Below are 22,874 nucleotides of genomic sequence, written 5' to 3' on the forward strand. Positions count from 1 at the left end.
AGATATCATCCGTGCAAATCATTCACGATGTCGTAAGGCCTGGGGGCGGATGAAGACATCCGACCCCAGCCACCCTTTCCAATTTTTCGCCTTTAACTAGCAGCTGAAGCCGCCGAGACAATCACCTTGGCGGGTCGAATGACGCGGTCGTGCAGCGTAAAGCCTCGCTCGACTTCCTGAATGACAGTCATCGGTGGATAGTCTGCACTGGGAACCTGGGTAATCGCTTCATGCCGGTTGGGGTCGAAGGGTTCACCCACTGTCTTAATGACCACAGCTCCCATGCCAGCAAAGAGAGTTTCAAACTGCTGGCTGACCATCTCGACCCCTTTGACGAGATCTTCGAGCTTCGCCGCAGGAGATTTGGCTGCCAGAATAGCCCGCTGCAGGTTATCAAATCCCGGCAGCACGGTTCGCAGGAAGGTGGCAGCGCCATACTTCCGCTCTTCTTCAGCTTCCTTCTGCACACGCCGACGGTAGTTTTCGAGATCAGCGACCGAACGCGCCCACTTCTCCTTGAACTGATCGCGCTCTTCTGCCAAAGCCTGCACCATGTTCACAGAAGTCGAACTTTCAGTCGTGTTTTCGGTGTTTTCTGGGTTCTCGGTATTCACGGTTCCCGCACCTTATTCTCTGGCAAACCCGATGTTCTGACGAACACAGACGGTTCGCTCGATGATCAATTCTTCAAGTCAAACTCAATCTCCAGGTGAGCCACATGGCGACCTGAAGGAACGTCATTAACACTAAGCCGTTACGAATTGCTGTCGCCACCTGCAAAGAGATCTTTGATGGTTTCAAAGAATGTTTTGCGATGAGGCGAGACCTGCTTGCTATCGAGTTCGGCCATTTGCCGCAGCAACTCTTCATGTTTCTTGGAGAGCTTTTTGGGGACTTCCACCTGCACTTCGACCAGCAGATCACCTCGCTGACCTGAATGCGGATCGGGCATACCGTGGCCTCGAATTCGAATCACGTCGCCAGGCTGTGTCCCTGCCGGAACCACCAGATTGTGTTTCCCCGTGAGGATCGGGATTTCCAGTTCTGTCCCCAGGCAGGCTTGTGCATAAGTGACAGGCAGGCGGAATCCCAGATCTCGGCCCATGCGTTCAAAGAGCTTGTGCTTACGCACAACGATATCGACATAAAGATCGCCAGGTGGCCCGCCACCTTCGCCCGGCTCGCCCTCGCCGCGAATGCATAGCTGCATATCGTTATCGACACCGGCAGGAACCTTGACTTCCAGCCTTACCTTGATGGGTGTGAATCGCGATCCCCGGCAAGTCTCGCACTTCTGCCGGACGACAGTCCCTTCACCACGGCATACAGGACAAGTGGTCTGAACGCGGAAGAAGCCCTGTGACTGCACAACCTGCCCACGCCCGCCGCAATACTCACACTTTTCGGGAGAACTGCCAGGTGCTGCGCCAGAACCACTGCAGGTTTTGCAGCGTTCGTGCTTTTCAATCTCGAGTTCGCGAGCGCAGCCGACAGCCGCTTCGACAAGATCGATGACCAGTTTCGACCGCAGGTCAGAACCTCGGCGGCCACGATTTCCACCAGGTCTGCGCCGGCCACCGCCGCCGAACATATCACCAAACAAGTCGCCAAAGGCCCCGAAGATATCATCGACATCCTGGAAGCCACCACTGCCGCCTTGAACACCAGCATGACCATAGCGGTCGTAGCGGGCGCGCTTATCCGAATCGTACAGCACCTCGAAAGCTTCGGAGCATTCCTTAAAGGCGTAGATCGCCTCTTCACTCCCAGGATTGCGATCCGGGTGATGCTTCGCCGCCAGCTTCCGATAAGCCTTTTTCAGCTCTTCGGCTGTCGCGGATTTTTCGACGCCCAGAATTTCGTAATAGTCGCGTTTCGAAGTCATCATGTCTTATCGGTCAGATGAATCGAGGCTTCGGTCCGCTACAAAAGCTTTGGAGCATGACCGAAGATTGAATAAATCGGATCCTGGCAAGCCTCAGGTCATTCGCCATTTGATACGGTAAGCCCGACCTCAATTGAAGTCGGGCTTACCTCAGTATCATTGATCAATCCATTTCAGGAATGGTTCATTCGCAGTCGAGCCTTGAGTCTCGATTAGTGAACAGCCCCTTCGATGGCTTTCTTCTTCTCACCAGGTTCGTTCCCCTTGGTCACGAGAACCTGAGTGGTGAGCATCAGACCGGCAATCGAAGAAGCAAATCGCAATGCGCTCTTTACCACCTTGGCTGGATCAACAATCCCGGCCTTGTACATATCGACATATTCGCCAGTCTGGGCATTGAAGCCGTGGTTCTTGCCCAAGCTGCGCACTTCATCAGCCACGACAGCTCCATCGAGACCGCAGTTGGTGACAATCTGGCGAATCGGGGCTTCGAGTGCCTTGGTGACAATCTCGACACCAATCTTTTCGTCGCCTTTAGCCTTCACTTCGCTGACAGCTTCAATCGCTCGCAGAAGTGCAACACCACCGCCGGGGAGAATCCCTTCTTCGACAGCAGCGCGAGTCGCATGCAGGGCATCTTCGAGACGAGCCTTGGTCTGCTTCATCTCAGCTTCAGTCGTCGCACCGACGGAGATGATCGCTACACCACCGGTGAGCTTCGCCAATCGCTCCTGGAACTTCTCGCGATCGTATTCGCTATCGGTCTGTTCGATCTGCTTGCGGATCTGATCGACACGAGTCTTGATCGCTTCGGCATCGCCGGCACCGTCGATGAGAGTGGTCTTGTCTTTATCGACTTCAACCCGCTTGACCTGACCCAGATGACCCAGTTCAACGGTTTCGAGCTTGATCCCGAGGTCTTCGGAAATGAGCGTGCCACCCGTGAGAACAGCCATATCACCCAGCATGGCCTTACGACGATCGCCAAAGCCAGGAGCCTTGACAGCCGCAATCTGCAGGATCCCGCGGAGCTTATTGACCACCAGGGCAGTCAACGCTTCGCCATCCACATCTTCAGCCACAACCAGCAGTGGCCGTCCGGTCTGGGCGACCTTCTCCAGCAGAGGCACGAATTCCCGCAGGCTGGAAATCTTCTTTTCGTAGAAGAGAACATAAGCGTTCTCAAGAATCACCTTCATCTCTTCGGCACTGGTGACGAAGTAAGGCGAAATGTAACCCTTGTCGAACTGCATCCCCTCGGCAAGATCGAGAGTAATGTTGTTCCCTTTACCTTCTTCGACAGTGATCACACCATCGCGTCCCACCTTCTCCATGGCGTCGGCAATGAGATCACCGATGGCCTTATCGTTATTGGCAGAAATTGCTCCCACCTGGGAGATTTCCTGCTTGGTGGCGACAGGCTTGGCCAGCTCTTCGATGGCCTTGATGGCAGCATCGACAGCCTTTTCAATCCCCTTACGCACGACCGTTGGGTTTGCACCCAGCGAGAGGCTGCGCAGACCTTGAGAGTAAATCGCACGGGCCAGCACAGTGGCCGTGGTCGTTCCATCGCCAGCGATATCACTGGTCTTGGAAGCCACTTCGTTGACCAGCTTGGCACCCATGTTCTCGAAGGGGTCTTCCAGCTCGACTTCCTTACTGACAGTCACACCGTCCTTGGTCACCACAGGGTTACCAAAGCTCTTGTCGATGATGACATTGCGACCTGTCGGCCCCATGGTAACCGCAACAGCCTGGGCAAGGGTGTCCACGCCGCGCTGCAGCTTAACCCGGGCGAGATCTTCAAACAGCAGTTGTTTAGCCACAGAAGAAATTCCTTATTGAGAAGCCGCAGCAGTGATTCAGGCGGCGAACTATCAATTCAATTTGAAGTGAAAACACAGTAAGAATCAGCCAATCCCGTGGAAGGTCTGGCAGGTCAATCGAGCCGAAAAACCTGCCAGACTTCGAATTGCTGATGATAACTAGGCAGTAATCTTGGCGAGGATGTCGGCTTCACGCAGGATCTTGACATCTTCACCATCGACTTCGATTTCAGTTCCGCCGTACTTGGCGAACAGAACTTCGTCGCCAACCACCAGCGAAATCGGATGACGCTCACCGTTGTCGAGCAGGCGGCCTGGGCCGACAGCGACAACCTTGCCACGCTGTGGCTTTTCCTTAGCAGCATCGGGCAGAACAATTCCGCCAGCAGTCTTCTCTTCGGCACTCAGAGGCTGCACTACAACACGATCATCCAGAGGCTTCAGGGCCATCGATATTCTCCTCTTATTGAAAAGCTTTGAATCCAGCTTGTTTGTTTGAAAATTGTCCCGGCTCACCAACAGTCAGTGGATCTCCGAGAACCTGAAAGACATTCAGCAGCAGGCAGCGATAACACCGTAGGGAGACCAAACTTCGCTTAGAAGCCGCCCATGCCCATGCCGCCCATTCCACCCATCCCCATGCCGCCCATTCCGCCCATGCCACCCATGTCGTGGTCATGATCGTGCCCGCCACCCTTTTCAGGGGCCTTGGGTTCTTCGACGATAATCGAGTCAGTGGTCAGCAGGAGTGAGGCGACGCTGGCACCATTCTGCAGTGCACTGCGGACAACCTTGGCAGGATCGACAACGCCGAATTCGAACATGTCGCCGTAACGCTCGTTGAGAGCGTCGTAACCGTGCGACTTATCCTTCGACTTGCGAACGTGATTGGCCACAACCGAGCCATCGAGGCCCGCATTTTCAGCAATCGTTCGCAAAGGCATTTCGAGCACGCTGCGAATCAGATCAACACCCAGCTTTTCGTCACCCTTGACGTCGAGCTTTTCGAGAACGCCGTTGCAGCGAACAAGAGCAACTCCACCACCAGGAACAATCCCCTCTTCAATTGCTGCACGGGTAGCAGCCAGGGCATCGTCGATGAGGTCTTTACGCTCTTTCATTTCGGTTTCGGTGTGGGCACCCACGCGAATCTGAGCCACGCCACCGGCGATCTTTGCCAATCGCTCCTGCAGCTTTTCACGGTCGTAATCGCTGTCCGTCTTTTCGATTTCACGGCGGATCAGTTCAGCACGACCTTCAATCGCCGTCTTGCTGCCAGCACCCTGCACGATTGTCGTATTTTCGCTATCAATCCGAATCTTCTTAGCCACACCCAGATCGCTCAACTCGATGTTCTCGAGCTTCAGACCCAGATCCTTGAAGATCGCCTTGCCACCCGTAAGGATCGCAATGTCTTCCAGCATCGCCTTGCGGCGGTCGCCATAACCAGGAGCCTTGACGGCACAAACACGGAGAATGCCGCGAAGCTTGTTCACCACGAGAGTGGCCAGTGCTTCACCTTCGACATCTTCCGCAATGATCAGCAGCGGCAGATTGGACTTCGAGATCTTCTCGAGCAGCGGAACCATCGTCTTGGCACTGCTGATCTTCTCTTCGAAAATCAGAATGCGGCAATTATCCAGTTCAACGACCTGATCGTCGGCGTTGGTCACGAAGTGTGGCGAAAGGTAGCCGCGATCGAATTGCATCCCTTCAACCAGATCGACTTCTGTCTCAACGCCGCGACCTTCTTCGACAGTGATCACACCGTCTTTACCAACCTTGAGCAGCGCATCAGCCAGAATCTTTCCGACTTCTTTATCATTGTTGCCTGCGATAGCTGCAACAGTTTCGATCCCCTTGCGGTCATCAGCCTTGACGGGCTTGGCAATCCGCTTGAGTTCAGCACCCACAGCTTCCACAGCCTTCTGAATCCCGCGGCTCATCGCCACAGGATCAGCACCAGAAGCCAGGTAACGCAGACCATTGCGATAAACAGCTTCGGCCAGCACTGTGGCTGTCGTTGTGCCATCACCCGCACTGTCGCCAGTCTTCGAGGCAGCTTCCTTAACAAGCTGCGCCCCCATGTTCTCGAACTTGTCTTCGAGATCAATGTCCTGAGCGACGGTCACACCGTCCTTCGTGACCTTGGGTGAACCCCACCCCTTATCCAGAACCGCATTGCGGCCACGAGGCCCGAGCGTGCTCTTGACCGCGCGAGCCAACTTGGAGACACCCTCCAAGAGACTTTGCCGCGCTTCCTCGTCGAAACTAATTAGCTTGGCCACAGTTACTCCTCAATCAGCAAGTGCGTCTTATGTCGATTCAGGTCACTGGGAGCCGCCCACCTGGCGATTGTCACTTCCCAGCTCACCATCGCGCAACTCCCAAACAAACTTGCGGCAGGCAGGCAAACCTCCCACCGTCGTACGCTCTCTTCGCAAAGCATTTCGCGTGCCCATAGCGGATATTTCGACGCAACATGTTTCCACAAATAGTTTTGCGACCCATATTGCTGGAGTCAGGAATTTTGAGATTATCTGCCAAACTGGCAGAATCGAGGCTTCCAGCGAGTTTCGGACTGTCAGAAAAGCGGTGACTTCTGCCAAACTTGACAGCACAATAGGCTTTCACAAACTCCCCAAGACACCCTTTGCCCCTGAAGAGATGCTCCATGCTTCACCGACGCCAATGCCTGAAATCTCTGCTGACGGGAGGAGTGGCCTGCCTGCTGAATCTGAACTCACCACCCACCCCGGAATTCGGCCACCTTTTCTCAAAGCCTGCCGCAGGGAACGAACTGGCCTTACCCGCAAAGCTGCAAACCGGCTTCAGTCTGTATGGAGTTACCGACCAGCCACTTACCGCCGCTCTCCAGCAGATTGCCGAGACTGGTTACGGAGGGATTGAACTTCCTCTCCTTCCGGGCGGTTTGTTCGATCCTCTCAAGCTGTCGGCTGTCGACTGCCAGGTGATCCGTTCACAGATCGAAGCCGAATCTCTCGACCTGCAGGCTGTCATGGAGAACCTGCCCCTCTTGAACCAGAACCTCTCAGCCGCAGATGACGAGCAGCGTCTGAAGCGAGCTTTCTATGTCTCACGCAAAGTTTCTCCTGAGACACAGCCATTGCTGGAAACGATTCTCGGCGGTAAACCGGGAGATTGGCCGCAACTCAAAAACTTCGCGATCGATCAGTTGGGCCGCTGGGCAGAACTCGCGAAGTCGGAAGACGCAGTGATCGCGATCAAGCCTCATATCTCGAACGCACTTCAGAGGCCTGACGATATTGCCGGAGTCTTCGACGAAATTCGCAGCCCCTATTTACGGCTGGCCTTTGACTATAGTCACCTCGAACGACAGCGCATCCCCATCGATGTCGCCGTCCGAACCTTGGCCCGTTATTCGGTCTTTGTGCATGTGAAAGATAACGTCCCGGCAGGAACCGGCTGGCAATTCGCCCTCCCCGGCCAGGGAACAACCGATTACGCGACGTTATTCACTTCACTCAAAGAAGCCGGCTATCGCGGACCAATCTGCGTCGAAGTCTCCAGCCAGGTCTTCTCGAAACCCGGCTTCAGCAGCAAAGAAGCCATCACCAACACCTGGACCGCCTTAAGACCCGCCTTCGAAAAGGCGGGCATCATTACCGTAGCGTGAATCGCATTAAGTATCTAAGCGACAACTTGCGTCACAACGTTCGGCACAATCTGATTGCGTGAGCTTTTGAGTGCCAGCACAGTGACGACCAGAAAAGCCACCAGTAATGCCAGTTGAGCCAGGGCAAAGGGAAGTTCTGTTTGTGTCGGAGCAAGAGCCTTTAAGAACGGGATCTTCAAGAACATCTGCACGATCAGTACGAACAGATTGAGATAAAAAGCCACGAGTGCATTCACTCGATAAGTCGCACGCCAGCGACCGGCTTCATGCTTCACGTAGCGAGCCACCAGCGCCACACCCAACACGACGAGCGAAATGATGCCGAACGCATGCGACGGCAAAAATCGGTCGGCAGGCAGCAGAAAGCCGGACACACTGGTCGCAATCATCGTGGCCAGAAAGAGGGCATTCCACCCCTTATGCGAACGATTGCTCAGAAATCCTTGAGCAACGACAAACCCGGCCAAAATTCCAATCAGACTGATCCCGACATGAAAGACAAGCATGAAAGACATGATTCATCCATTCTCCAGGAACGACTGGCCTCAGGTGATCAAAGGGAACCTGAATCATGACCTGTCATTCGTCATGCATGGATAACCACCCCCGGACAAACTTCTTTCACTCGGGTTGACCACCTGCACCCAGCCAACGGGAACCGGGGCCATCCATCGCAGTGGAATCGTTGATTTCCAGCTTGAAAACTGGCAGTTCTCTCTGTCAGAGGTTTTTCATATAGCCGCGATAGCGCCCATCATTTTGGCGAGAATAACTCAACTATGGTGTTTTAACCTTCAAGTGATGTTTGAAGAAATCAAAGATATTGGGCCGCACCACATCCGGAGCCCCCGGATAGCTGAACTCGCACTCCACTCCATCCGCACGCAGTTTCTCTGCCAGCTTGACACTCCAGTTGGCAGAATGGGGCGGATCATTCTGAGGTTTACCCATCTCGGGTGGAGCACCATAAAACAGATAAGTGGGAGGGTCATCGCGAGTCGCCAGCGAGTAAGGTGAGTTCTCCTGAATAAAGGGCAAAAGCTCCTCCCTTTGCTTGAGAAACTGCTCCTGGTTATAGATTCCAAAGGCGTGATATCCATAGTTATTGTTCGGGATCCATTCGCGCGCCAGACTCAGGTCGAGTGTCGTCTGGGGCACAAACGCCATGACACAGGTGACCCGCGTCGATTCCCGTTGAACAGGGTTCTCACTTTTAGGATCAGCCATGTCATCATGATAGGCCAGCCACAACGCACTGAAGCCACCGGCTGAGGCACCGCATAACGCGATACGCTGCTTATCAATCTTCCACGCCTGAGCCTGACTCCGGGTGAATTGCAGGGCTAGAGCCGCATCTTCCAAAGGAGCCTTAACGGGTGGCTTGATCCCACCGGCAACTCCATGCTGTATATACCGGTAATTAATCGAGACGACAGAGACACCGGATTTCAAGGCCAGTTCGAGAAAATCGGGCCGGGCCTTGTCACCGACATTCCAGCCACCACTATGTATAAAAAACAAGACGGGAAAGGTCTCTGCCGGTTCCGCTTCCTTAATACCAGTCACTGGTGACTTGGCTTGGTAAAAATCCAGAACCTGCCGCTCGTGCGGCCCATATCGTACATTCGCATACGTCGGGACAATCTCTGCCGCTCCTGATGGAGCCACGAGACCAATCAGCAGAACCATCAAGGCCAGTAGACGAAAATACATCCTCAACTCACTCCCCGAAAATCTCGCCATAAGCCTGCGATGTGAGCAAAGGATGCCATCTGGCAGACCCCGGGCTATATAACGGAATCACCGACAGAGACATCCTGAAGACTGTGACACGTCTGTCAACGCGAAAGTTGCTGGAGATGTTGATCCACAAATCCCCAGGCGCTGGCATCGTGAAACTCGTGGCCCCCTTCAAACACGAGATGCTCGAAGTTTGTCTTCTTGCCCAGTTTTTCGTAGTAACTCGCTGAGCGTGGCGCCATCTCGATTCCAGCTTCCCGATGATGAACTCCATCCTTTTTCCCAGCCTGAATATGCAACGGGCGAGGTGCAATCAAGGCCACAAGATCGTCATCTCGAAAGAGCGAAAAGCGATCCATGAAGCAGAAATCACTCGGGACGGAAAGCTCATTTTCTCGATACCGGCTCTCCTGCACGCCGTAATAGCAACTCGATGCTGCGACATGAATCCGTGGCTCAAGTGCCGTCGTGACGAGTGTATAGAAACCTCCATACGACAGCCCGACCATCGCCACTCGCGTCGGATCAACTTCAGGACGCTGCAAGAGAACATCGAGGCTGCGTGTGATTTTCGCGATCTCGACAGCCGTAATGCTCGTTCCCTGATGCCTGAGCCGATTGTCGATCTGGCGGCGGATATCGGCAGGATAAGCATCCGCCTTAAAGAGATGCTGCGGTGCAAAAACCACATAACCGCGTTTGACACCGCCACGCACCATATCGTGATAGTTGGCTCCTCCTTTGAAAAGTGCCACTTCTGGAGAGCCCCCTCCACCGTGCATGGCGATGACCAGTGGTGCCGGCTTTGTCACATGCTTGGGCGTGATATAGATTCCTTCCGCATGAACCTCGGGCAGAACGGGGATTGTAGCGCGGTAGTAGATGCCGATCGCATCTTCACCGATCTTCTCGAATTGAGCCGGCTCGGCAGGAACTGCACCCGGCGGGGGATATCCAATCGATTGAGCAAAGGCGCGGCGGTAAGGTTCGACCGAAGCCTGATACTTCTCGATTGAGGTATAATCTGGCTGGAGAATCTGATGCAGCCGGGATGTGTCGGATTTCAGGTAAGCGATGTAGCGTTCGAGCTCGGCTGCCTGGGCATTTCTCAGTGGATTCGAAGCTGTCACATCCTGCTCGAAATAGACCGGCTTCTGCTCAATCGAGGGAACTGCTGCTGGTGCATTGGAAGTCGGCTCCGGGTTCGTTTGCCCGCTGGCTGCCGCTGCAAAAAATCCACTCCAACACAACGTCAGTAATGCCATAGAGCGATAGCGAAACGAATTGAGGCGGTTCATCGTGGAATCTCCACAGAATGGTTCACAGTAGCAGAATCAAGGGAATCTGGTGTTGCTTGATTGGCATTGTCACCGGGAAGGGATGGTGCCGTAGAGTGAACATCTTCACCACGATCTTCCAGCCGAAACCAGCCTAGCTTCAGGCAATAGGCCATCGCCAGGCCCAGCACAAAGCCAATGGCAATGTTGTTGAGGCCCAGACAGGCTCCCGTCGTTAGCAGCATCGTAAAGGCATCGCTGCGGCTGGTCTGATCACGACAGACAAGCGCCAGTTCCATGCCACTGAAGGCCAGCATCACTCCCAGGACACTCTGGGGAAAGGACTGGCAAATCGCCATGAGCGACGCCCCCAGGGTGATCGCGAGCACGATTTTGACAGCCCCCAGAAACAGGATGGAACCATTCGTCCGGGCGCCAAAGCGGTACTGCCCTGCCAACCCTCCGGCTCCATGACACATCGGCATGCCACCAAACCAGCAGGCCACCAGGTTCATCATGCCGACACTGATGGATACCTTGCGGGGATCGGCGGCGCGAGTAGGAAAAAGATCGACCGAAAGAGCACAGACCGCAATGACCGAATTCAGCGTCGTCAATGGAATCTGTGGGAGAGCCGCTTTCGGGAATGCCGTGACAAAATCATTGATGGCAATGGGCGACCAGGCAGGAAATGTCAGGCCCAACCCAAGATTCTGCCAGATGGCCGGCTGATGGATGACCGTGATCATCATCCCGATTCCAAACAGCAATAACGCAGCAGGAATTCGACGCGAGAAGAACAGCAGCAGCACAATCACTGCACACACGAGGCCCATGAGATAGCTATCCAGTCCCCACCATTGTCTGGTGGCCGAAACCATCTGCATCCCCTTCATGAGAAGTGTCAGGCCCAGTGCCAGTTGCAAACCACGCACCACAGAGCGGGGCACGATCCGATTGAGCCAGTTGATCCCGCCGGATAATCCGAGGATGAGGATGATGAGACTGACCGTCGCTCCCGCCGCAAGAATCTGAGGTGTGGTAAGCCCTTCTGTCAGAGCGACTGCTGCAATGGCTTTCATGGGCTGAACAGCCATGGGTATCGAGAAGGTTAGCCCGGTTACAATGTTGAACAGACCGGCGAAGAAGAGTGCCGAGGCGAAGTTCAAACCATTCTGCGCTGACATCCCGACCAGCAGCGGCAGAAATGTCCCCAAGTCCCCCAGCGAACCCGCAATCTCATGCCGATTGAAACGGGCATAGCGCAAGTTTTGTGGAACGAGTTGCCACAACGTTCTTCGTGAAGGAGATGTCTTTGCACGAGGTTCCATCGTCCACATCAGTTTGCTTCCGCCAGCGGGAACCTGGCCATGCGGATCGACGAATTGATTTCATGACCTGCCAGATCGTGTCCACCGAGATTTCAGTTTTAGACTAATCCCCCTGGCAGCAATTCTCCAGACGCTCCTCTGTGTAAACGATGTGAACCCCACGTGTGGCGATGGCAACTCTCAGAAATTGTTCAAGGGATCGTGAACTGAAATGAGTTCTCACCCGTGACCACTTCGACCTCTTCAGGAACCAGATACGGCGGTGGTGGAGGAAGTGGCGCTGCATCGGGACTGTTGCTCGATGCGATTGTAGGAAACTCAATCGTGACCCGATGCTTCCCCAAAGTGGCACCGGGTTGATTGGCCACATAGAGCAGAGTAAATGACCCATCACTCGCCGTTGTTGCAGAAGAGGGTCGGCCTTTGGTCAGCGGAGCGAACGTCACATTCGCATTCGCTATCGGAGCCCCATTTTTCGAAACGCGACCAGAAACTGGTGCCAGTGTGGGAGTCGGTGCACCGCCACAACCCCCAAGGAACATCGCACCGATCATCACGACCAAAAACTGGCACCGTAGGGAAGCAATGGACATTGACAGTTTCCGAAATGAAAAATTGCCTGGGAGTATTTCCAAGATGAGAAAGCAGCTCCGGCAAGGTGCCCGCTGATGGGCACCGCCGGGAGCATCGAAAGGGATCCATCGCAACCTAGAACTCACCAACAATGGCTGAATCGCTCTTGCCCATCAGAGCCATAAAGGTGCCATTAAAGTCGATGTTCTGAGACAGAAAGCGAACGCCACCATCACCCAACAGGACATGTGCCCCACCCGTATGGGCCGAACGGAGTGCACCGTTATTGGAAATGGAGAGGCAACGCTGCCAGCCCGAGTTCGTCGTATCGTTGATGGGAGCCATCGGGATGGCGACGTTAAATGTGACTTCGTTCGAAAAGTTCCCGGCACCGACGAAGCGGCCTGATGAAAGCATTCCGCCCGAGAAAACACCTGTCGTTGCGCCATAGCCACACGAACTGTTGTAAGCATAACCGGCGGCTTCAAAACCCGGGCGAACATCCCACTGGCTGCCATTCGAAGACCGGAAAAAATCGGAAACTTCACCCGCCATTACGGTATTCGATGTCCCATCAATCACATCTGCAAAACGGACAGGGCCGCGTCCACTCCAGGTCGTCCCGGTCGCTCCCACCACCTGGGTGATCATCCCCGAATCATTCTTATAGCCATTCGCAAAGAAATTGGGCGAAGTGATTGTGGATGTTCCGGGCACAAAGTAAGCACCCGAAATGCCCACGTAATCGGCAATCTGAAATGGGTACGTGGCCGGCGCACCGGCTGTGGTCGATCCTGTACTGGCTGTGGCGGTGTAAGTCGTCGGCAGGGGACTGCTGGGGCAATTCACGCCCGGGACTCGCAATGAGGAAACAATGCGCCAGTTGAGATTCGGCCCACCAGCGGATCGATTGTCAAAATCGGTCCCCGAAAAAGTGAGCGAATTGAACGCCGCTGCCTGATCGATCTGCGGAAGAATGGCACAGAGCCACGAGCGGGATGTCCACGACTGCGAGTCGCGACGAAGGTTCGACGGCATACAACCAAACACGTCGGCATAGTTGTGAATTGCCAAACCCAGCTGCTTGAGGTTATTGCGGCACTGTGTCCTGCGGGCCGCTTCCCTAGCCTGCTGAACAGCGGGCAGGAGGAGCGCAATCAGGATCGCGATAATGGCAATTACCACCAGCAATTCAATCAACGTAAAACCACGGCGAAGACCAGCTTCAGACTTCATCCTCAAACTCCAGTTTCGGGAAAAATGGGAAAAACAACAAATTGATTTTGGCTGCAAAGAACATGCCGACATGCACTTTGTATTCATAATCAAATTCGTGAACTTGATTTGAGGCTCAAGAAACAGCTCACATAAAATTTGTTTAACACAATAATTTGTATGTATTTACGGGCTTTTTCATGGACGATTCTCATGAGTTGTCGAGAACATCTACTTTCATGAAATTCATTAGGCAGGCCGACAAAAGGTGAGCGCGTGCGGAGAAAATCAGCATCTTTATGTATGCAAAAGCATTTTATTTGAGCAGTGTTGCCGGGAATCAAACCTCTGGTCGGTGTGGTTGAAAAAGGGCTCGGTCTGCCACGTTCCGAGACAGCCAGCGACGAACTTTCTATGATCGCCTGCCGATCGGTGCCCAGGTGGCTTCCATCGCCTCAGGCAAACTGAAAATCGCGGAAGGAGAACTTGTGGGCATGCTTCAGGAACACACCATTGAGATTCGCGTGCGGTACTCAGAGACCGATGCGATGGGCTTTCTGCACCATGCCAACTTTTTCAAGTACTTTGAAATGGGCCGCATCGAACTGCTCCGCGCTCAGGGCGGCTCTTATAAAGAGATGGAAGCCGCTGGCATTTTTCTGGTGGTGGCCCGCATCGGGTGCCAATACCATTCGCCCGCGTTTTACGATGATGTCCTCACCTTAAGGACGATCGTGACCCAGGTTTCCATGTGCAAGATCGAGCACGAGTATCAGCTCCTGCGCGGCGACGTGAAAATCGCCACAGGCACCAGTACGCTGGCTTGCCTCGATCGCGAAGGACGCATTCAACGATTGCCCGAAGAAGTGACTGGCAAAGCAGCTTCCTGAGCATCTCCCGCAAGATTCAGTGACATTTCAATCATCAGCCATCAGCCCAAACTCTTCGAGTTTTCGCTTGAGCGTCGTGCGGTGAATTCCCAAAAGTCTCGCGGCTTCGGACATATTCTGCCGACATTGATGCAGAATTGTTTGAAACAGTTCCGCTTCTGCTTGAGCCAGAAAGCGGGCATGCAATCCAGCATCTTCGAGTTGAGGTGCAGCTTCAATCGCGAGGTTGGCCTGCAGTTTCGCTTCCTGCAGCCTCGTCTTCGCCCATTGCCGAACAGCGACTGTCAGCGGATCCTGTTCTCCCTTTGTTTCAGCTGTGGGAATGGCCTGGTGGAATGGCGAGGCCGCCGAATTCACTTGCGACGCAGCACCGGGCGGCACTTCAAGTGGTGCCATAGCTGCCGGTAGGTGCCAAGGTGCGGGTGAGGCCACTGGCGACATGATCAGGGCATGTTCAATCGCATTGCGAAGTTCTCGCACATTCCCATGCCATGGCCGCTCTTGCAAAGCTGCCAGAAACTCCGTGGTGAATTCCAGATGGGATCTTTTGGGCGCGACCTGCCTGAGGAAATGCCGGGCGAGATCAGGAATGTCGCCCACGCGATCACGCAATGGAGGAAGCTCCAGCTGGAACGTCACCAGCCGGTAATACAGATCGTGACGGAACTGACCACTCCGCACAGCATCCAGCAGATTCTGATTGGTCGCCGAGATCAAGCGAAAATCGACGCGGTGAGGCTGATCCGCCCCCACAGGCCAGATCTCACGCTCTTCGAGTGCTCGCAAAAGTTTCACCTGCAAGGCTGGCGGAATATCGGCCACTTCATCCAGGAAAACCGTACCGCCAGCCGCCTGATCGAAGACTCCCCGGCGCGAGAGATCGGCTCCGGTGTAGGCACCTTTTACATGGCCAAACAGCTCGCTTTCAGCCAATGCGGGATTCAGTGCCGCCAGATTGACCGGCACAAGAGGCCCTTTCTCTCGCCCGCTGTAATGATGAATCGCCCGGGCCGCGAGTTCCTTGCCTGTCCCACTTTCCCCATGAATATGTACGCAGGCTTCCGATGCCGACACCAGGGCAATCTGTCGAAAAACTTCCTGCATGACGGGCGAAGAACCCACCAGTTGATTCACTTTGGCTTCATGGGGTTTCAGCTCAAAACGGTTCTCGTCGAGCTTTTGTGCGTTGTTCAACGAGGGCGTGGAATCAGCCGCCTGATCAGTTCCTGCCGATGCAGCATTGGTGGCAGGAATGATCCGTTCGAGCAGTCGTTCCACATGGCTGAGCGAAAATGGCTTCACCAGATACTCAAAGGCCCCTTTTCTCACAGCATCAACGGCTGTCGAAAGCTGGCCATAAGCGGTCATCACAATAATTCTCGGGAAAGCGCTCTGCTGCCGGATCGTTTCGAGGATCTCCAGCCCCGATTTCCCCGGCAGCCGAACATCCAGAAAGACCACGTCAAAACTCTCACGCCGGCTGCATTCCAGTGCCTCTTCGGCTGTCGCAGCAATCGTCGACGTACAACCCAGTTGACGGCAAAGCCGCGCCAGCCCCCAGCAGATTGCCGGTTCATCGTCGACAATCAGAACATGACTCATTTGGCAGCTCTCCTCGAGGATCGGCTGAACGACACTCGACGACAGTTGTCGAGACAGTTCTTCGCCAATCCTTTTCCTGCAACTTTCGATCATAGCCGAAGCGTAGCCTCGCTGTCTTTTCGATCACGCTTCGCCTGACCGATCTCGCCGAGTCGATCTTGTCAGGCTGGTGCGAACGAACACCAGACACGGCCATCATCTGCCGTTGCAATTCCTACGACCCTGAGAATTGTGGCTGCCGGACTCACCAGGATCAGGTGACGTGCATTTTCGCGTGGTTCGTACTCACCACAGACCATCATACTAATCCATACGAGCGGGATGTGTCGCGTATTGGCGATGGGAAGTTATTATCGAGCCTTTGTCGAAAAGCTCGCTCGAATAGAACACGGACTGATTTTTCATACATCGGAAGCAAAAGGCCTCGCAACATGCTCCATGCTGTCATTCTGGCGGGAGGTAGCGGCGTCAGATTCTGGCCCGTCAGCCAGAGAAATCACCCCAAGCAGTTTCTGGCCCTCGCTGGTGAACAGACACTTCTCCAGCAAACGATGGAACGGCTGGCTGGACTGGTCCCTCCCGAACGTGTGCTGATCTCCACCCGCGAGGCATTTCAACAGCTGGTTCTGTCGCAACTTCCCGAACTTTCCTCAGGCCAGTTATTGCTGGAACCTGCACCACGCGATACAGCACCGTGCCTCGCCGTCGCTGCGGCATTAATCGCCCAGCGCGATCCGGAAGCCACGCTGGTCATCCTCCCTAGCGATCACATGATTGAAGATGTGCCAGCCTTCCAGCAGGCGTTGCAACTGGCCTCACACACAGTCCATGAACATCCCGACTGCATGGTCCTGATTGGAGCTGTTCCAGCCTCGCCAGCCACAGGTTACGGCTATGTCGAAATGGGCCCTCACCTGAACTCCGAAGCAGCGGATGATTCCACGGCTTCTCCCAGTGTCCATCAGGTTCGTTCCTTCCGCGAAAAGCCCGATCTGGCCACAGCCAAGGAATACTTGAGCACCGGTTCGTTCCTCTGGAGTTGCGGGATCTTTGTCTGGAAGGCGAAAACCTTTCTTGATGTGCTTTCAAAAAGTGCGCCAGATCTCTCGGCAGTGCTCGATGAATTGATGGCGATTGACAGACTCCAATCACCCGCCGCATGGAACGAAGTCTTCCTGAAATTCCGTGCGATCTCTGTCGATTACGCCGTCCTGGAGCATGCCCCAAGGCTGGGTGTTGTCCGGGCCAGTTTTGGCTGGGACGATCTCGGCTCGTGGGAAGCAACCGCCCGGCATCTCCCTCACGATACGCATGCCAACGTCATCCGTGGTCAGCATGTCGGTCGAGAGACTGCCAACTGCATCATCCACTCAACCGATCAACACCTGATTGCCACTTGTGGCGTGGAAGATCTCGTGATTGTCCATACGCCTCAGGCCACTCTGATTGCCCGTCGCGGTGACGAAGCCGGGCTTAAAGCTCTCGTCGCAGAAGTCGAAAAGCGACAGGCCTGATGGCCATAAAAAATCAGCGAGCAGACATTTCTCTTAAGAGAAGTATCTGCTCGCTGTAAAAAGCCATGAGGCTTTACAAGTCGTCGATCAGTCGAGCCGCTTCACGCGAATGTTCTTAAATCGCACCACACTGCCAGGATCATGTGCCTGGAGTGCGAAAGTCCCTTCATCGACAACGCGTGTGAAATCTTTGCCCGGCTTGGCATCAGCAGGTTCTGTGTAATCGACGACGACTTTGTCGTTGACCTTGATCACGACATGCTTGTCTTTGACGATGACATGCTCAGTAAACCATTCGCCATCTTTCGCGGGGGCTTCAAGCACGTCTTTCACTGCATAAAGACTGCCAGTCTTGCGTGGATCACTCTTATAGCTGTTGTTGACCTGGCACTCGAAGCCATGCTTGGGCCAGCCAGTGTCCTGATACTTCGTATGGAAATAGATCCCGCCATTGCTGTTCGGTTCTGTCCAGACATCGACCTTCAATTCGAAGTTCTTGAAGGGCTTCTCATCACCCACATAAAACAGGTGGCTGCGATTGCCTTTGCAGACAAACGCACCATCTTCGATCTTCCAGCTATCGGGATTCTCATTGATCTTCCAGCCTTCAAAAGACTTGCCATCAAAGAGCTGCTTAAAGCCTTCTTCGGTCTCGGCTGCGACAGAAAACGCTGTGCCGACGAATGACATCACAGCGAGTATGGCCAGAGTGCCCAGAGCCTTGGTCATGCGAATCATGGTGTGAAACTGCTCCTAAATCAGAAAATGGCGGCTATTCTGTCTGCTGAGCAGATCAGAACTTATTGATGCATTGCAGTCTAATCCCTAACTCACTCTCTCACCAGCAGCGAAATGAAGGATCACTTCTTTTGGCAGGTTTCGATGGAAGAACTACTTCTTCCCAAAGCAGCAGAGTCGCCCATCCGACGATGTCGAGCCCACCACGAGGTATCCTTCGCCAACCACCGGCCCGGCATGAATCGACTTGCCGAGATTGAACTTCCACTGCACTTCACCACTCTCAATGGCCAGTTGATAAAGATTCCCATCATCGGAACCAACAAAAACTCGCTGGTCCACAATCGCCGGACTGCTGTCAACCCGGGCCCGCGTCGGAGTTGTCCATAAACCTTTGCCTGTTGCAATTTCTATTCCATGAATCTGCTTATCCCGGCTGCCAATCACCAGCACTTTATCACCCAGCGCTGCCGACGAATGGAAAGGAAACTCTTTGTCACTGGGGCGGTAACGCCAGGCAATCTTCATCTCTCTCCAGTTGACCGCGACGACTTCATTCGCATAAGTCCCCACATAGAGCAGATCACCACGAATCGCGGGCGAAGCAATCAGATAGGTCGAGAGCGGCAGAACGGACAGTTCCTTACCGGTCTGCAGATCAATCCGGCGAAGGTGTTCGTCGCAACCGGCAATGAAGGCTGAGTTTTCGACAATACCCGGCGTGCAATGAACATAGCCATCTGTCCCGAATTTCCAGAGTCCGGAACCATCAGCGATTTTTACGCAATGCAGGGCGTTATCATAAGAACCGAACAGCAGGCGATCTTCGACGACAACAGCCCCGCTATAGATCTCACCTTCCGTCTTGTAGATCCATTTTCTTTTGCCAGTCGCGGCATCAATCGCATGCATCACCCCGTCTTCATCGCCGGCATAGACCATGCCATTGGAAATCGTGACGGGGGCTTTGAAACCGGGGGCAAAGCTGTTTGCAGGAATCTCATCAATCGACTGATACGACCAGTCTTTCTGACCAGACTTCAAGTCGAGACAGACAATATGACCCGATAAACAGGGTGCATAGACCTTGCCGCCTGAAATCGCACAACTGGCCTCAATCTGATCACCCAGTTGAGCTTCCCAGACTAACTCGAGTTTTTCAGGCAATGTGCTCGTGGCCACTCCTGTCTGAAGGAGATTCTGCCGAAAGCTGGGCCACTCGGCGGCAGGGCTGGTGACTGAGGAGATCGGTGCAACTTCGCTGGCAGACGAGGTTGACAAGCCTGTGATCAACAGGCCAGCGATACTTAATACCAACGTCGTCATCAGGCGGAAAATGCACATCGGTAAAGCTCCTCAAGACTGGCTGCATCGACAGGCCGCGGGTTGAATGTTCCTGTCCATTGGACTGATGCCGCCTGAGCCAGTTCATGCAGACGACTGGCTTCGACTCCCAATTCCAGCAGGTTCGTCGGTTGGCCAGCCTGCCGGACAACCTGTTCGACATAGCATGCCAGAACTTCGCCAGCAGTCAATTCTTTACTAACCTGTGCTCGATCGAACTTCGCATCAGAGAGCATAGAAGCGACAAGTTCCGCATACAGGTTGGCGACGACTGGCTCGTTGTATCGAATCACATGAGGCAACATGATGCCAATCGCCACGCCATGCGTAATGCCATAAGTCGCTGTCAAAGGATTGGCGAGTGCATGGGTCGCACCCAGCATCGAATTCTCAATCGCGGCTCCCGCCCAGTGAGCCCCCAAAAGTGCTGCACCGCGTGCGGGAAGGTGAGATGGTTCATCCAGCACAACAGGTAACGCCTGTGCCAATAGTCGAAAGGCGCGACGACTGAAGGATTGCGAGACACTGTTGCGGCGTGTCGTCACATGCGATTCAATCGCATGGCTGAGAGCATCAATCCCTGTCGCAGCTGTCACACTACGTGGCATGCTGACAGCCAACTCAGGATCGAGAATGGCCACTTTGCATGAGGCCCGTTGATCGCCGCACGCCATTTTCACGTGGGTTTTTGCATCCGAGATCAGCGCGTAAGATTGAGCTTCACTCCCTGTCCCGGCAGTTGTAGGCGCTACGATTAACGGGAGCATAGGCCCTCTGGCTTTGCCCACACCCCAGTAGTCATGAATTGTGCCACCACCAGTCAGTACAAAGTTGACCCCTTTGGCACAGTCGATACTGCTGCCACCACCCACAGCGATCAGAAAATCGGCTTGAGCTTCACGGGCAACCTGTACTCCCAGATCGACATCCTCCGAGGAAGGATTCGGCTGCACACTGCTGAAAAGTGTCGTAGCAATACCGGCTGCCTGCAGGCTTTGCAGACAGCGGTCGATATGACCCGTGGCCAGAATGCCAGAATCTGTAAAAAGGACCACACGCGAAGCACCATAATCCCTGGCCAGCTTCCCGAGCTGCAGGATTGAGCCCGGCCCATAAACCACACGAGTCAGTGGGTTATAGTCAAAGGGCTCAAGAAGTTCGCTGCCGAGAGCGCGCGTTGTCATACAGGAACAGTTCCATCAGCTGGCTGTAAGAGCAATATGGGCACTCGCAGGTAATATCGGGAGTCCAGGCGCAGAACAGTTTCGTTGCCCCGGAGTTTCTTGCAGGCTCTTCATGTGGTAACGAAAGCCTTTTTCAACACCAAAACGTCTTGTTCAACACCTAACCTACTCGAAAGCATCGCTGGTTGAAGCAGTGAAATCGCAAATCAGGCATGATTTGCTCCAGCCAGCGATGAATCCGGAAGTTAATCAGCCACTTCGTCGTTACGAGGGGTGTCTTTGAAGCCACCCTCAAGCTTGGCACCTTCCTTGATGGCAAACAATGTCGACTTGTTAGCAATGTACAGCACATCACCTGCCACCACTGGCGTCGAGTAGACCGCGTTTGACATATTGATCTCGCCAATGAGATTCATCTCTTTGGAAAGTTCGAAAATCGAAATGTCACCATCTTCGTCGCCAATATAGACGCGGCCTTCCACAATCAGTGGAGAACCCCACGAAGCGGCAAACATGTCGTGAACCCAGTAGACCACAGGCTTGCCATTGGCGTCGACCTTCTTGGCATCGAGGCAATGGAACAGACCACTGAAGTCAGCCACGAAGAGCAGATCGTCCTTGATGGCGACTGTGCCGCAGGTGCGGTGCATCGTCTCTTCGAAGTCGAATTTTTTGTTGCCATTCTTGTCGATCTGGTCATAGTGCCAAACGACTGCCGAGTTGGGATTCGGCTTTTCCACCTCACCTTTTTTCGGTTCGAGATTCTGGAGTCGACGTGCTTCGAGTGGCTTGCCGTCTTTATCGAATGCCAGAGTCGGGCTGACATCCCCCCGTTTCTTTGGGTCAATGCAGTAAAGATGCCCCTGCCCTTCCCCATGTTCAGGGTCTTCGCCAACACCCACATACACGTAGCCATCGTAGTACACCGGAGTCGCAATGATATGATTGCGTGTGGCCCGTCCACCGAGCAGATAGAGCGACTCTTTCGGATTGGCATCAAACTTCCAGAGCAGTTTGGCTTTGCCAGCTCCATCACCTTTAGGATCAAAACTATAGACCCAGCCATCACCACCGCCAAAGACCACCTGAGCCTGACCATCCAGCACAAAGTGACAGGGGCTTGACCACTGACCATGCAGAATGTTGGCCCCAGGACTGTCATCCGTCCACAGGACTTTGCCAGTCGCCTGATCCAAAGCAATAAAGCTGGGTGCATTGGGAGCCGGCAGGTTGATGTGCGATTCATCCACACCATTCGAGGTGTTCACGAAGATCACACCATCGACGGCTGTAATCGAGCAGTTGCACATATTGTGCTGAGACACACCCAGCTGACCCATCATATCGACGCGCCAGATGATGTCGGCTTCGTCTTTGTTCGAGTTGGGCTCTGAGACATAGGGCCCATCGTTTTCACCATCGTGGAAGCCTTCGGCATCGAGGCAGACAACCTCTCCACGATTGGAGACATACCACAGCTTATCTCCTTCGGCGTAAACGGCAGCGCACACTCCCTGCAAAGGCCAGTCGTGCACACGACCAGTGGGCAGTTTGGGATTACTGTGCTGCCACAGAAACTTCCCGGTCTTCTCATCAAAACAGACGAGTGCCCCCAGATCGACATTCTTGGGATATCGCTTGATGTAGCCATATCCGTTATTCGTGCCGACGTAAACTTTTCCGTTGGCGACCACCGGGTTGCCGTAGGTCTGTGAACCCAGCGCGGCTGCCCAGAGAATGTTTTCTCCCGATTCCAGATCCCACTGAGTGGGAATATTCTTCCCCTCGGGTGTGTTATTGCGATAGGTGCTGCCACCCCACTGAGGCCAGTCCTTTGCCTGCACCTTCAAAGTGGCGATTTCCTTCAGTGCAGCAGCCGTCGGATCAAACTTGGTTCCCGATGGTTCAGAACCCAGAGTTGCCGAGATCATTAACGAGCCGGCAATGGCTGCCCTCCCCAATTCCAGCAATCCCGCAGGACAAGACGAGGCGCCGAGAAGACCAGTCAGCCAACGAAGTTGAGTCATATGAGATTCCTATCATCGAGCCCGCAGGCATTTCTGTGCGAATGTGCAAAATCTTTGAATTGATTTCAGT

19 protein-coding genes are annotated in these 22,874 nt (G+C 54.1%); 3 read left to right on the top strand and 16 right to left on the bottom strand.

Annotation, left to right across the window (positions count from 1 at the left end; translation table 11 throughout):
• Positions 1-92: 92 nt before the first annotated feature.
• The 5 genes from grpE to groL (PLIM_RS15045) all read right to left on the bottom strand — a co-directional run bounded on the left by grpE (position 93) and on the right by groL (PLIM_RS15045) (position 5,999).
• Positions 93-614, bottom strand: coding sequence for a nucleotide exchange factor GrpE (grpE, locus tag PLIM_RS15025; RefSeq protein ID WP_013111177.1), 522 nt, complete (start codon positions 612-614; stop codon positions 93-95).
• A 140-nt stretch (positions 615-754) separates the two neighbouring features.
• Complete coding sequence (dnaJ, locus tag PLIM_RS15030) at positions 755-1,885, bottom strand: molecular chaperone DnaJ (RefSeq protein ID WP_041401896.1); 1,131 nt, start codon at positions 1,883-1,885, stop codon at positions 755-757.
• 212 nt (positions 1,886-2,097) lie between these two features.
• The gene (gene groL / locus PLIM_RS15035; protein ID WP_013111179.1) at positions 2,098-3,711 is read right to left on the bottom strand and encodes a chaperonin GroEL; all 1,614 of its coding nucleotides are present in this window, start codon (positions 3,709-3,711) and stop codon (positions 2,098-2,100) included.
• 159 nt (positions 3,712-3,870) lie between these two features.
• Entirely contained in the window at positions 3,871-4,161 is a 291-nt protein-coding gene (gene groES / locus PLIM_RS15040) for a co-chaperone GroES (RefSeq protein ID WP_013111180.1), read from the bottom strand.
• 146 nt (positions 4,162-4,307) lie between these two features.
• Complete coding sequence (gene groL / locus PLIM_RS15045) at positions 4,308-5,999, bottom strand: chaperonin GroEL (protein WP_013111181.1); 1,692 nt, start codon at positions 5,997-5,999, stop codon at positions 4,308-4,310.
• A gap of 386 nt (positions 6,000-6,385) precedes the next feature.
• Here groL (PLIM_RS15045) and PLIM_RS15055 point away from each other — a divergent pair, with 386 nt between their 5' ends.
• Positions 6,386-7,369, top strand: coding sequence for a sugar phosphate isomerase/epimerase family protein (locus tag PLIM_RS15055; RefSeq protein WP_013111182.1), 984 nt, complete (start codon positions 6,386-6,388; stop codon positions 7,367-7,369).
• 14 nt (positions 7,370-7,383) lie between these two features.
• Here PLIM_RS15055 and PLIM_RS15060 read toward each other — a convergent pair whose 3' ends face one another.
• The 6 genes from PLIM_RS15060 to PLIM_RS15085 form a co-directional block, all read right to left on the bottom strand.
• Entirely contained in the window at positions 7,384-7,884 is a 501-nt protein-coding gene (locus tag PLIM_RS15060; protein WP_013111183.1) for a hypothetical protein, read from the bottom strand.
• A gap of 262 nt (positions 7,885-8,146) precedes the next feature.
• Entirely contained in the window at positions 8,147-9,082 is a 936-nt protein-coding gene (locus PLIM_RS15065; protein ID WP_013111184.1) for an alpha/beta hydrolase, read from the bottom strand.
• A 125-nt stretch (positions 9,083-9,207) separates the two neighbouring features.
• Positions 9,208-10,407 (bottom strand): alpha/beta hydrolase family protein, encoded by a 1,200-nt coding sequence (locus tag PLIM_RS15070; protein WP_013111185.1) that lies wholly within the window; start codon positions 10,405-10,407, stop codon positions 9,208-9,210.
• Positions 10,404-11,717, bottom strand: a complete 1,314-nt coding sequence (locus tag PLIM_RS15075) for a putative sulfate/molybdate transporter (RefSeq protein WP_148227343.1) — start codon at positions 11,715-11,717, stop codon at positions 10,404-10,406. The genes PLIM_RS15070 and PLIM_RS15075 overlap by 4 nt, the downstream gene beginning before the upstream one ends.
• Before the next feature lie 191 nt (positions 11,718-11,908).
• Positions 11,909-12,310 (bottom strand): carboxypeptidase-like regulatory domain-containing protein, encoded by a 402-nt coding sequence (locus PLIM_RS23045; protein ID WP_013111187.1) that lies wholly within the window; start codon positions 12,308-12,310, stop codon positions 11,909-11,911.
• Positions 12,311-12,425: 115 nt separating this feature from the next.
• On the bottom strand, positions 12,426-13,526 hold the full coding sequence (locus PLIM_RS15085) for a DUF1559 domain-containing protein (protein WP_013111188.1): 1,101 nt from the start codon (positions 13,524-13,526) through the stop codon (positions 12,426-12,428).
• A gap of 473 nt (positions 13,527-13,999) precedes the next feature.
• Between PLIM_RS15085 and PLIM_RS15090 the strand changes: the two genes are divergently transcribed.
• Positions 14,000-14,395 (top strand): acyl-CoA thioesterase, encoded by a 396-nt coding sequence (locus PLIM_RS15090; protein ID WP_013111189.1) that lies wholly within the window; start codon positions 14,000-14,002, stop codon positions 14,393-14,395.
• A 27-nt stretch (positions 14,396-14,422) separates the two neighbouring features.
• Here the strand turns inward: PLIM_RS15090 and PLIM_RS15095 are convergent, their stop codons facing one another.
• The gene (locus PLIM_RS15095) at positions 14,423-15,997 is read right to left on the bottom strand and encodes a sigma-54-dependent transcriptional regulator (RefSeq protein WP_013111190.1); all 1,575 of its coding nucleotides are present in this window, start codon (positions 15,995-15,997) and stop codon (positions 14,423-14,425) included.
• A gap of 431 nt (positions 15,998-16,428) precedes the next feature.
• Here PLIM_RS15095 and PLIM_RS15100 point away from each other — a divergent pair, with 431 nt between their 5' ends.
• The gene (locus PLIM_RS15100; RefSeq protein ID WP_013111192.1) at positions 16,429-17,511 is read left to right on the top strand and encodes a mannose-1-phosphate guanylyltransferase; all 1,083 of its coding nucleotides are present in this window, start codon (positions 16,429-16,431) and stop codon (positions 17,509-17,511) included.
• An 87-nt stretch (positions 17,512-17,598) separates the two neighbouring features.
• On the opposite strand, the gene PLIM_RS15105 is transcribed toward PLIM_RS15100, so the two are convergent.
• The 4 genes from PLIM_RS15105 to PLIM_RS15120 form a co-directional block, all read right to left on the bottom strand.
• On the bottom strand, positions 17,599-18,249 hold the full coding sequence (locus PLIM_RS15105) for a 3-keto-disaccharide hydrolase (protein ID WP_013111193.1): 651 nt from the start codon (positions 18,247-18,249) through the stop codon (positions 17,599-17,601).
• Between the two features lie 153 nt (positions 18,250-18,402).
• A complete protein-coding gene (locus PLIM_RS15110) occupies positions 18,403-19,593 on the bottom strand; it encodes a beta-alanine-activating enzyme beta-propeller domain-containing protein (RefSeq protein WP_013111194.1) in 1,191 nt (396 codons plus the stop codon).
• Entirely contained in the window at positions 19,575-20,777 is a 1,203-nt protein-coding gene (locus tag PLIM_RS15115) for an iron-containing alcohol dehydrogenase (protein ID WP_013111195.1), read from the bottom strand. Before PLIM_RS15115 ends, PLIM_RS15110 begins: the two co-directional genes overlap by 19 nt.
• A gap of 245 nt (positions 20,778-21,022) precedes the next feature.
• Complete coding sequence (locus tag PLIM_RS15120) at positions 21,023-22,804, bottom strand: outer membrane protein assembly factor BamB family protein (protein WP_013111196.1); 1,782 nt, start codon at positions 22,802-22,804, stop codon at positions 21,023-21,025.
• Between the last annotated feature and the right edge of the window lie 70 nt (positions 22,805-22,874).

This window comes from Planctopirus limnophila DSM 3776 (assembly GCF_000092105.1).
Classification (GTDB): domain Bacteria; phylum Planctomycetota; class Planctomycetia; order Planctomycetales; family Planctomycetaceae; genus Planctopirus; species Planctopirus limnophila.

Bases quoted from the DNA above. Each gene is read 5' to 3' on its own strand.
- dnaJ (WP_041401896.1), bottom strand. From the start codon at position 1,885: ATGACTTCGAAACGCGACTATTACGAAATTCTGGGCGTCGAAAAATCC.
- groES (WP_013111180.1), bottom strand. From the start codon at position 4,161: ATGGCCCTGAAGCCTCTGGATGATCGTGTTGTAGTGCAGCCTCTGAGT.
- PLIM_RS15055 (WP_013111182.1), top strand. From the start codon at position 6,386: ATGCTTCACCGACGCCAATGCCTGAAATCTCTGCTGACGGGAGGAGTG.
- PLIM_RS15060 (WP_013111183.1), bottom strand. From the start codon at position 7,884: ATGTCTTTCATGCTTGTCTTTCATGTCGGGATCAGTCTGATTGGAATT.
- PLIM_RS15065 (WP_013111184.1), bottom strand. From the start codon at position 9,082: ATGTATTTTCGTCTACTGGCCTTGATGGTTCTGCTGATTGGTCTCGTG.
- PLIM_RS15070 (WP_013111185.1), bottom strand. From the start codon at position 10,407: ATGAACCGCCTCAATTCGTTTCGCTATCGCTCTATGGCATTACTGACG.
- PLIM_RS15075 (WP_148227343.1), bottom strand. From the start codon at position 11,717: ATGGAACCTCGTGCAAAGACATCTCCTTCACGAAGAACGTTGTGGCAA.
- PLIM_RS23045 (WP_013111187.1), bottom strand. From the start codon at position 12,310: ATGTCCATTGCTTCCCTACGGTGCCAGTTTTTGGTCGTGATGATCGGT.
- PLIM_RS15085 (WP_013111188.1), bottom strand. From the start codon at position 13,526: ATGAAGTCTGAAGCTGGTCTTCGCCGTGGTTTTACGTTGATTGAATTG.
- PLIM_RS15090 (WP_013111189.1), top strand. From the start codon at position 14,000: ATGCTTCAGGAACACACCATTGAGATTCGCGTGCGGTACTCAGAGACC.
- PLIM_RS15095 (WP_013111190.1), bottom strand. From the start codon at position 15,997: ATGAGTCATGTTCTGATTGTCGACGATGAACCGGCAATCTGCTGGGGG.
- PLIM_RS15100 (WP_013111192.1), top strand. From the start codon at position 16,429: ATGCTCCATGCTGTCATTCTGGCGGGAGGTAGCGGCGTCAGATTCTGG.
- PLIM_RS15105 (WP_013111193.1), bottom strand. From the start codon at position 18,249: ATGATTCGCATGACCAAGGCTCTGGGCACTCTGGCCATACTCGCTGTG.
- PLIM_RS15110 (WP_013111194.1), bottom strand. From the start codon at position 19,593: ATGTGCATTTTCCGCCTGATGACGACGTTGGTATTAAGTATCGCTGGC.
- PLIM_RS15115 (WP_013111195.1), bottom strand. From the start codon at position 20,777: ATGACAACGCGCGCTCTCGGCAGCGAACTTCTTGAGCCCTTTGACTAT.
- PLIM_RS15120 (WP_013111196.1), bottom strand. From the start codon at position 22,804: ATGACTCAACTTCGTTGGCTGACTGGTCTTCTCGGCGCCTCGTCTTGT.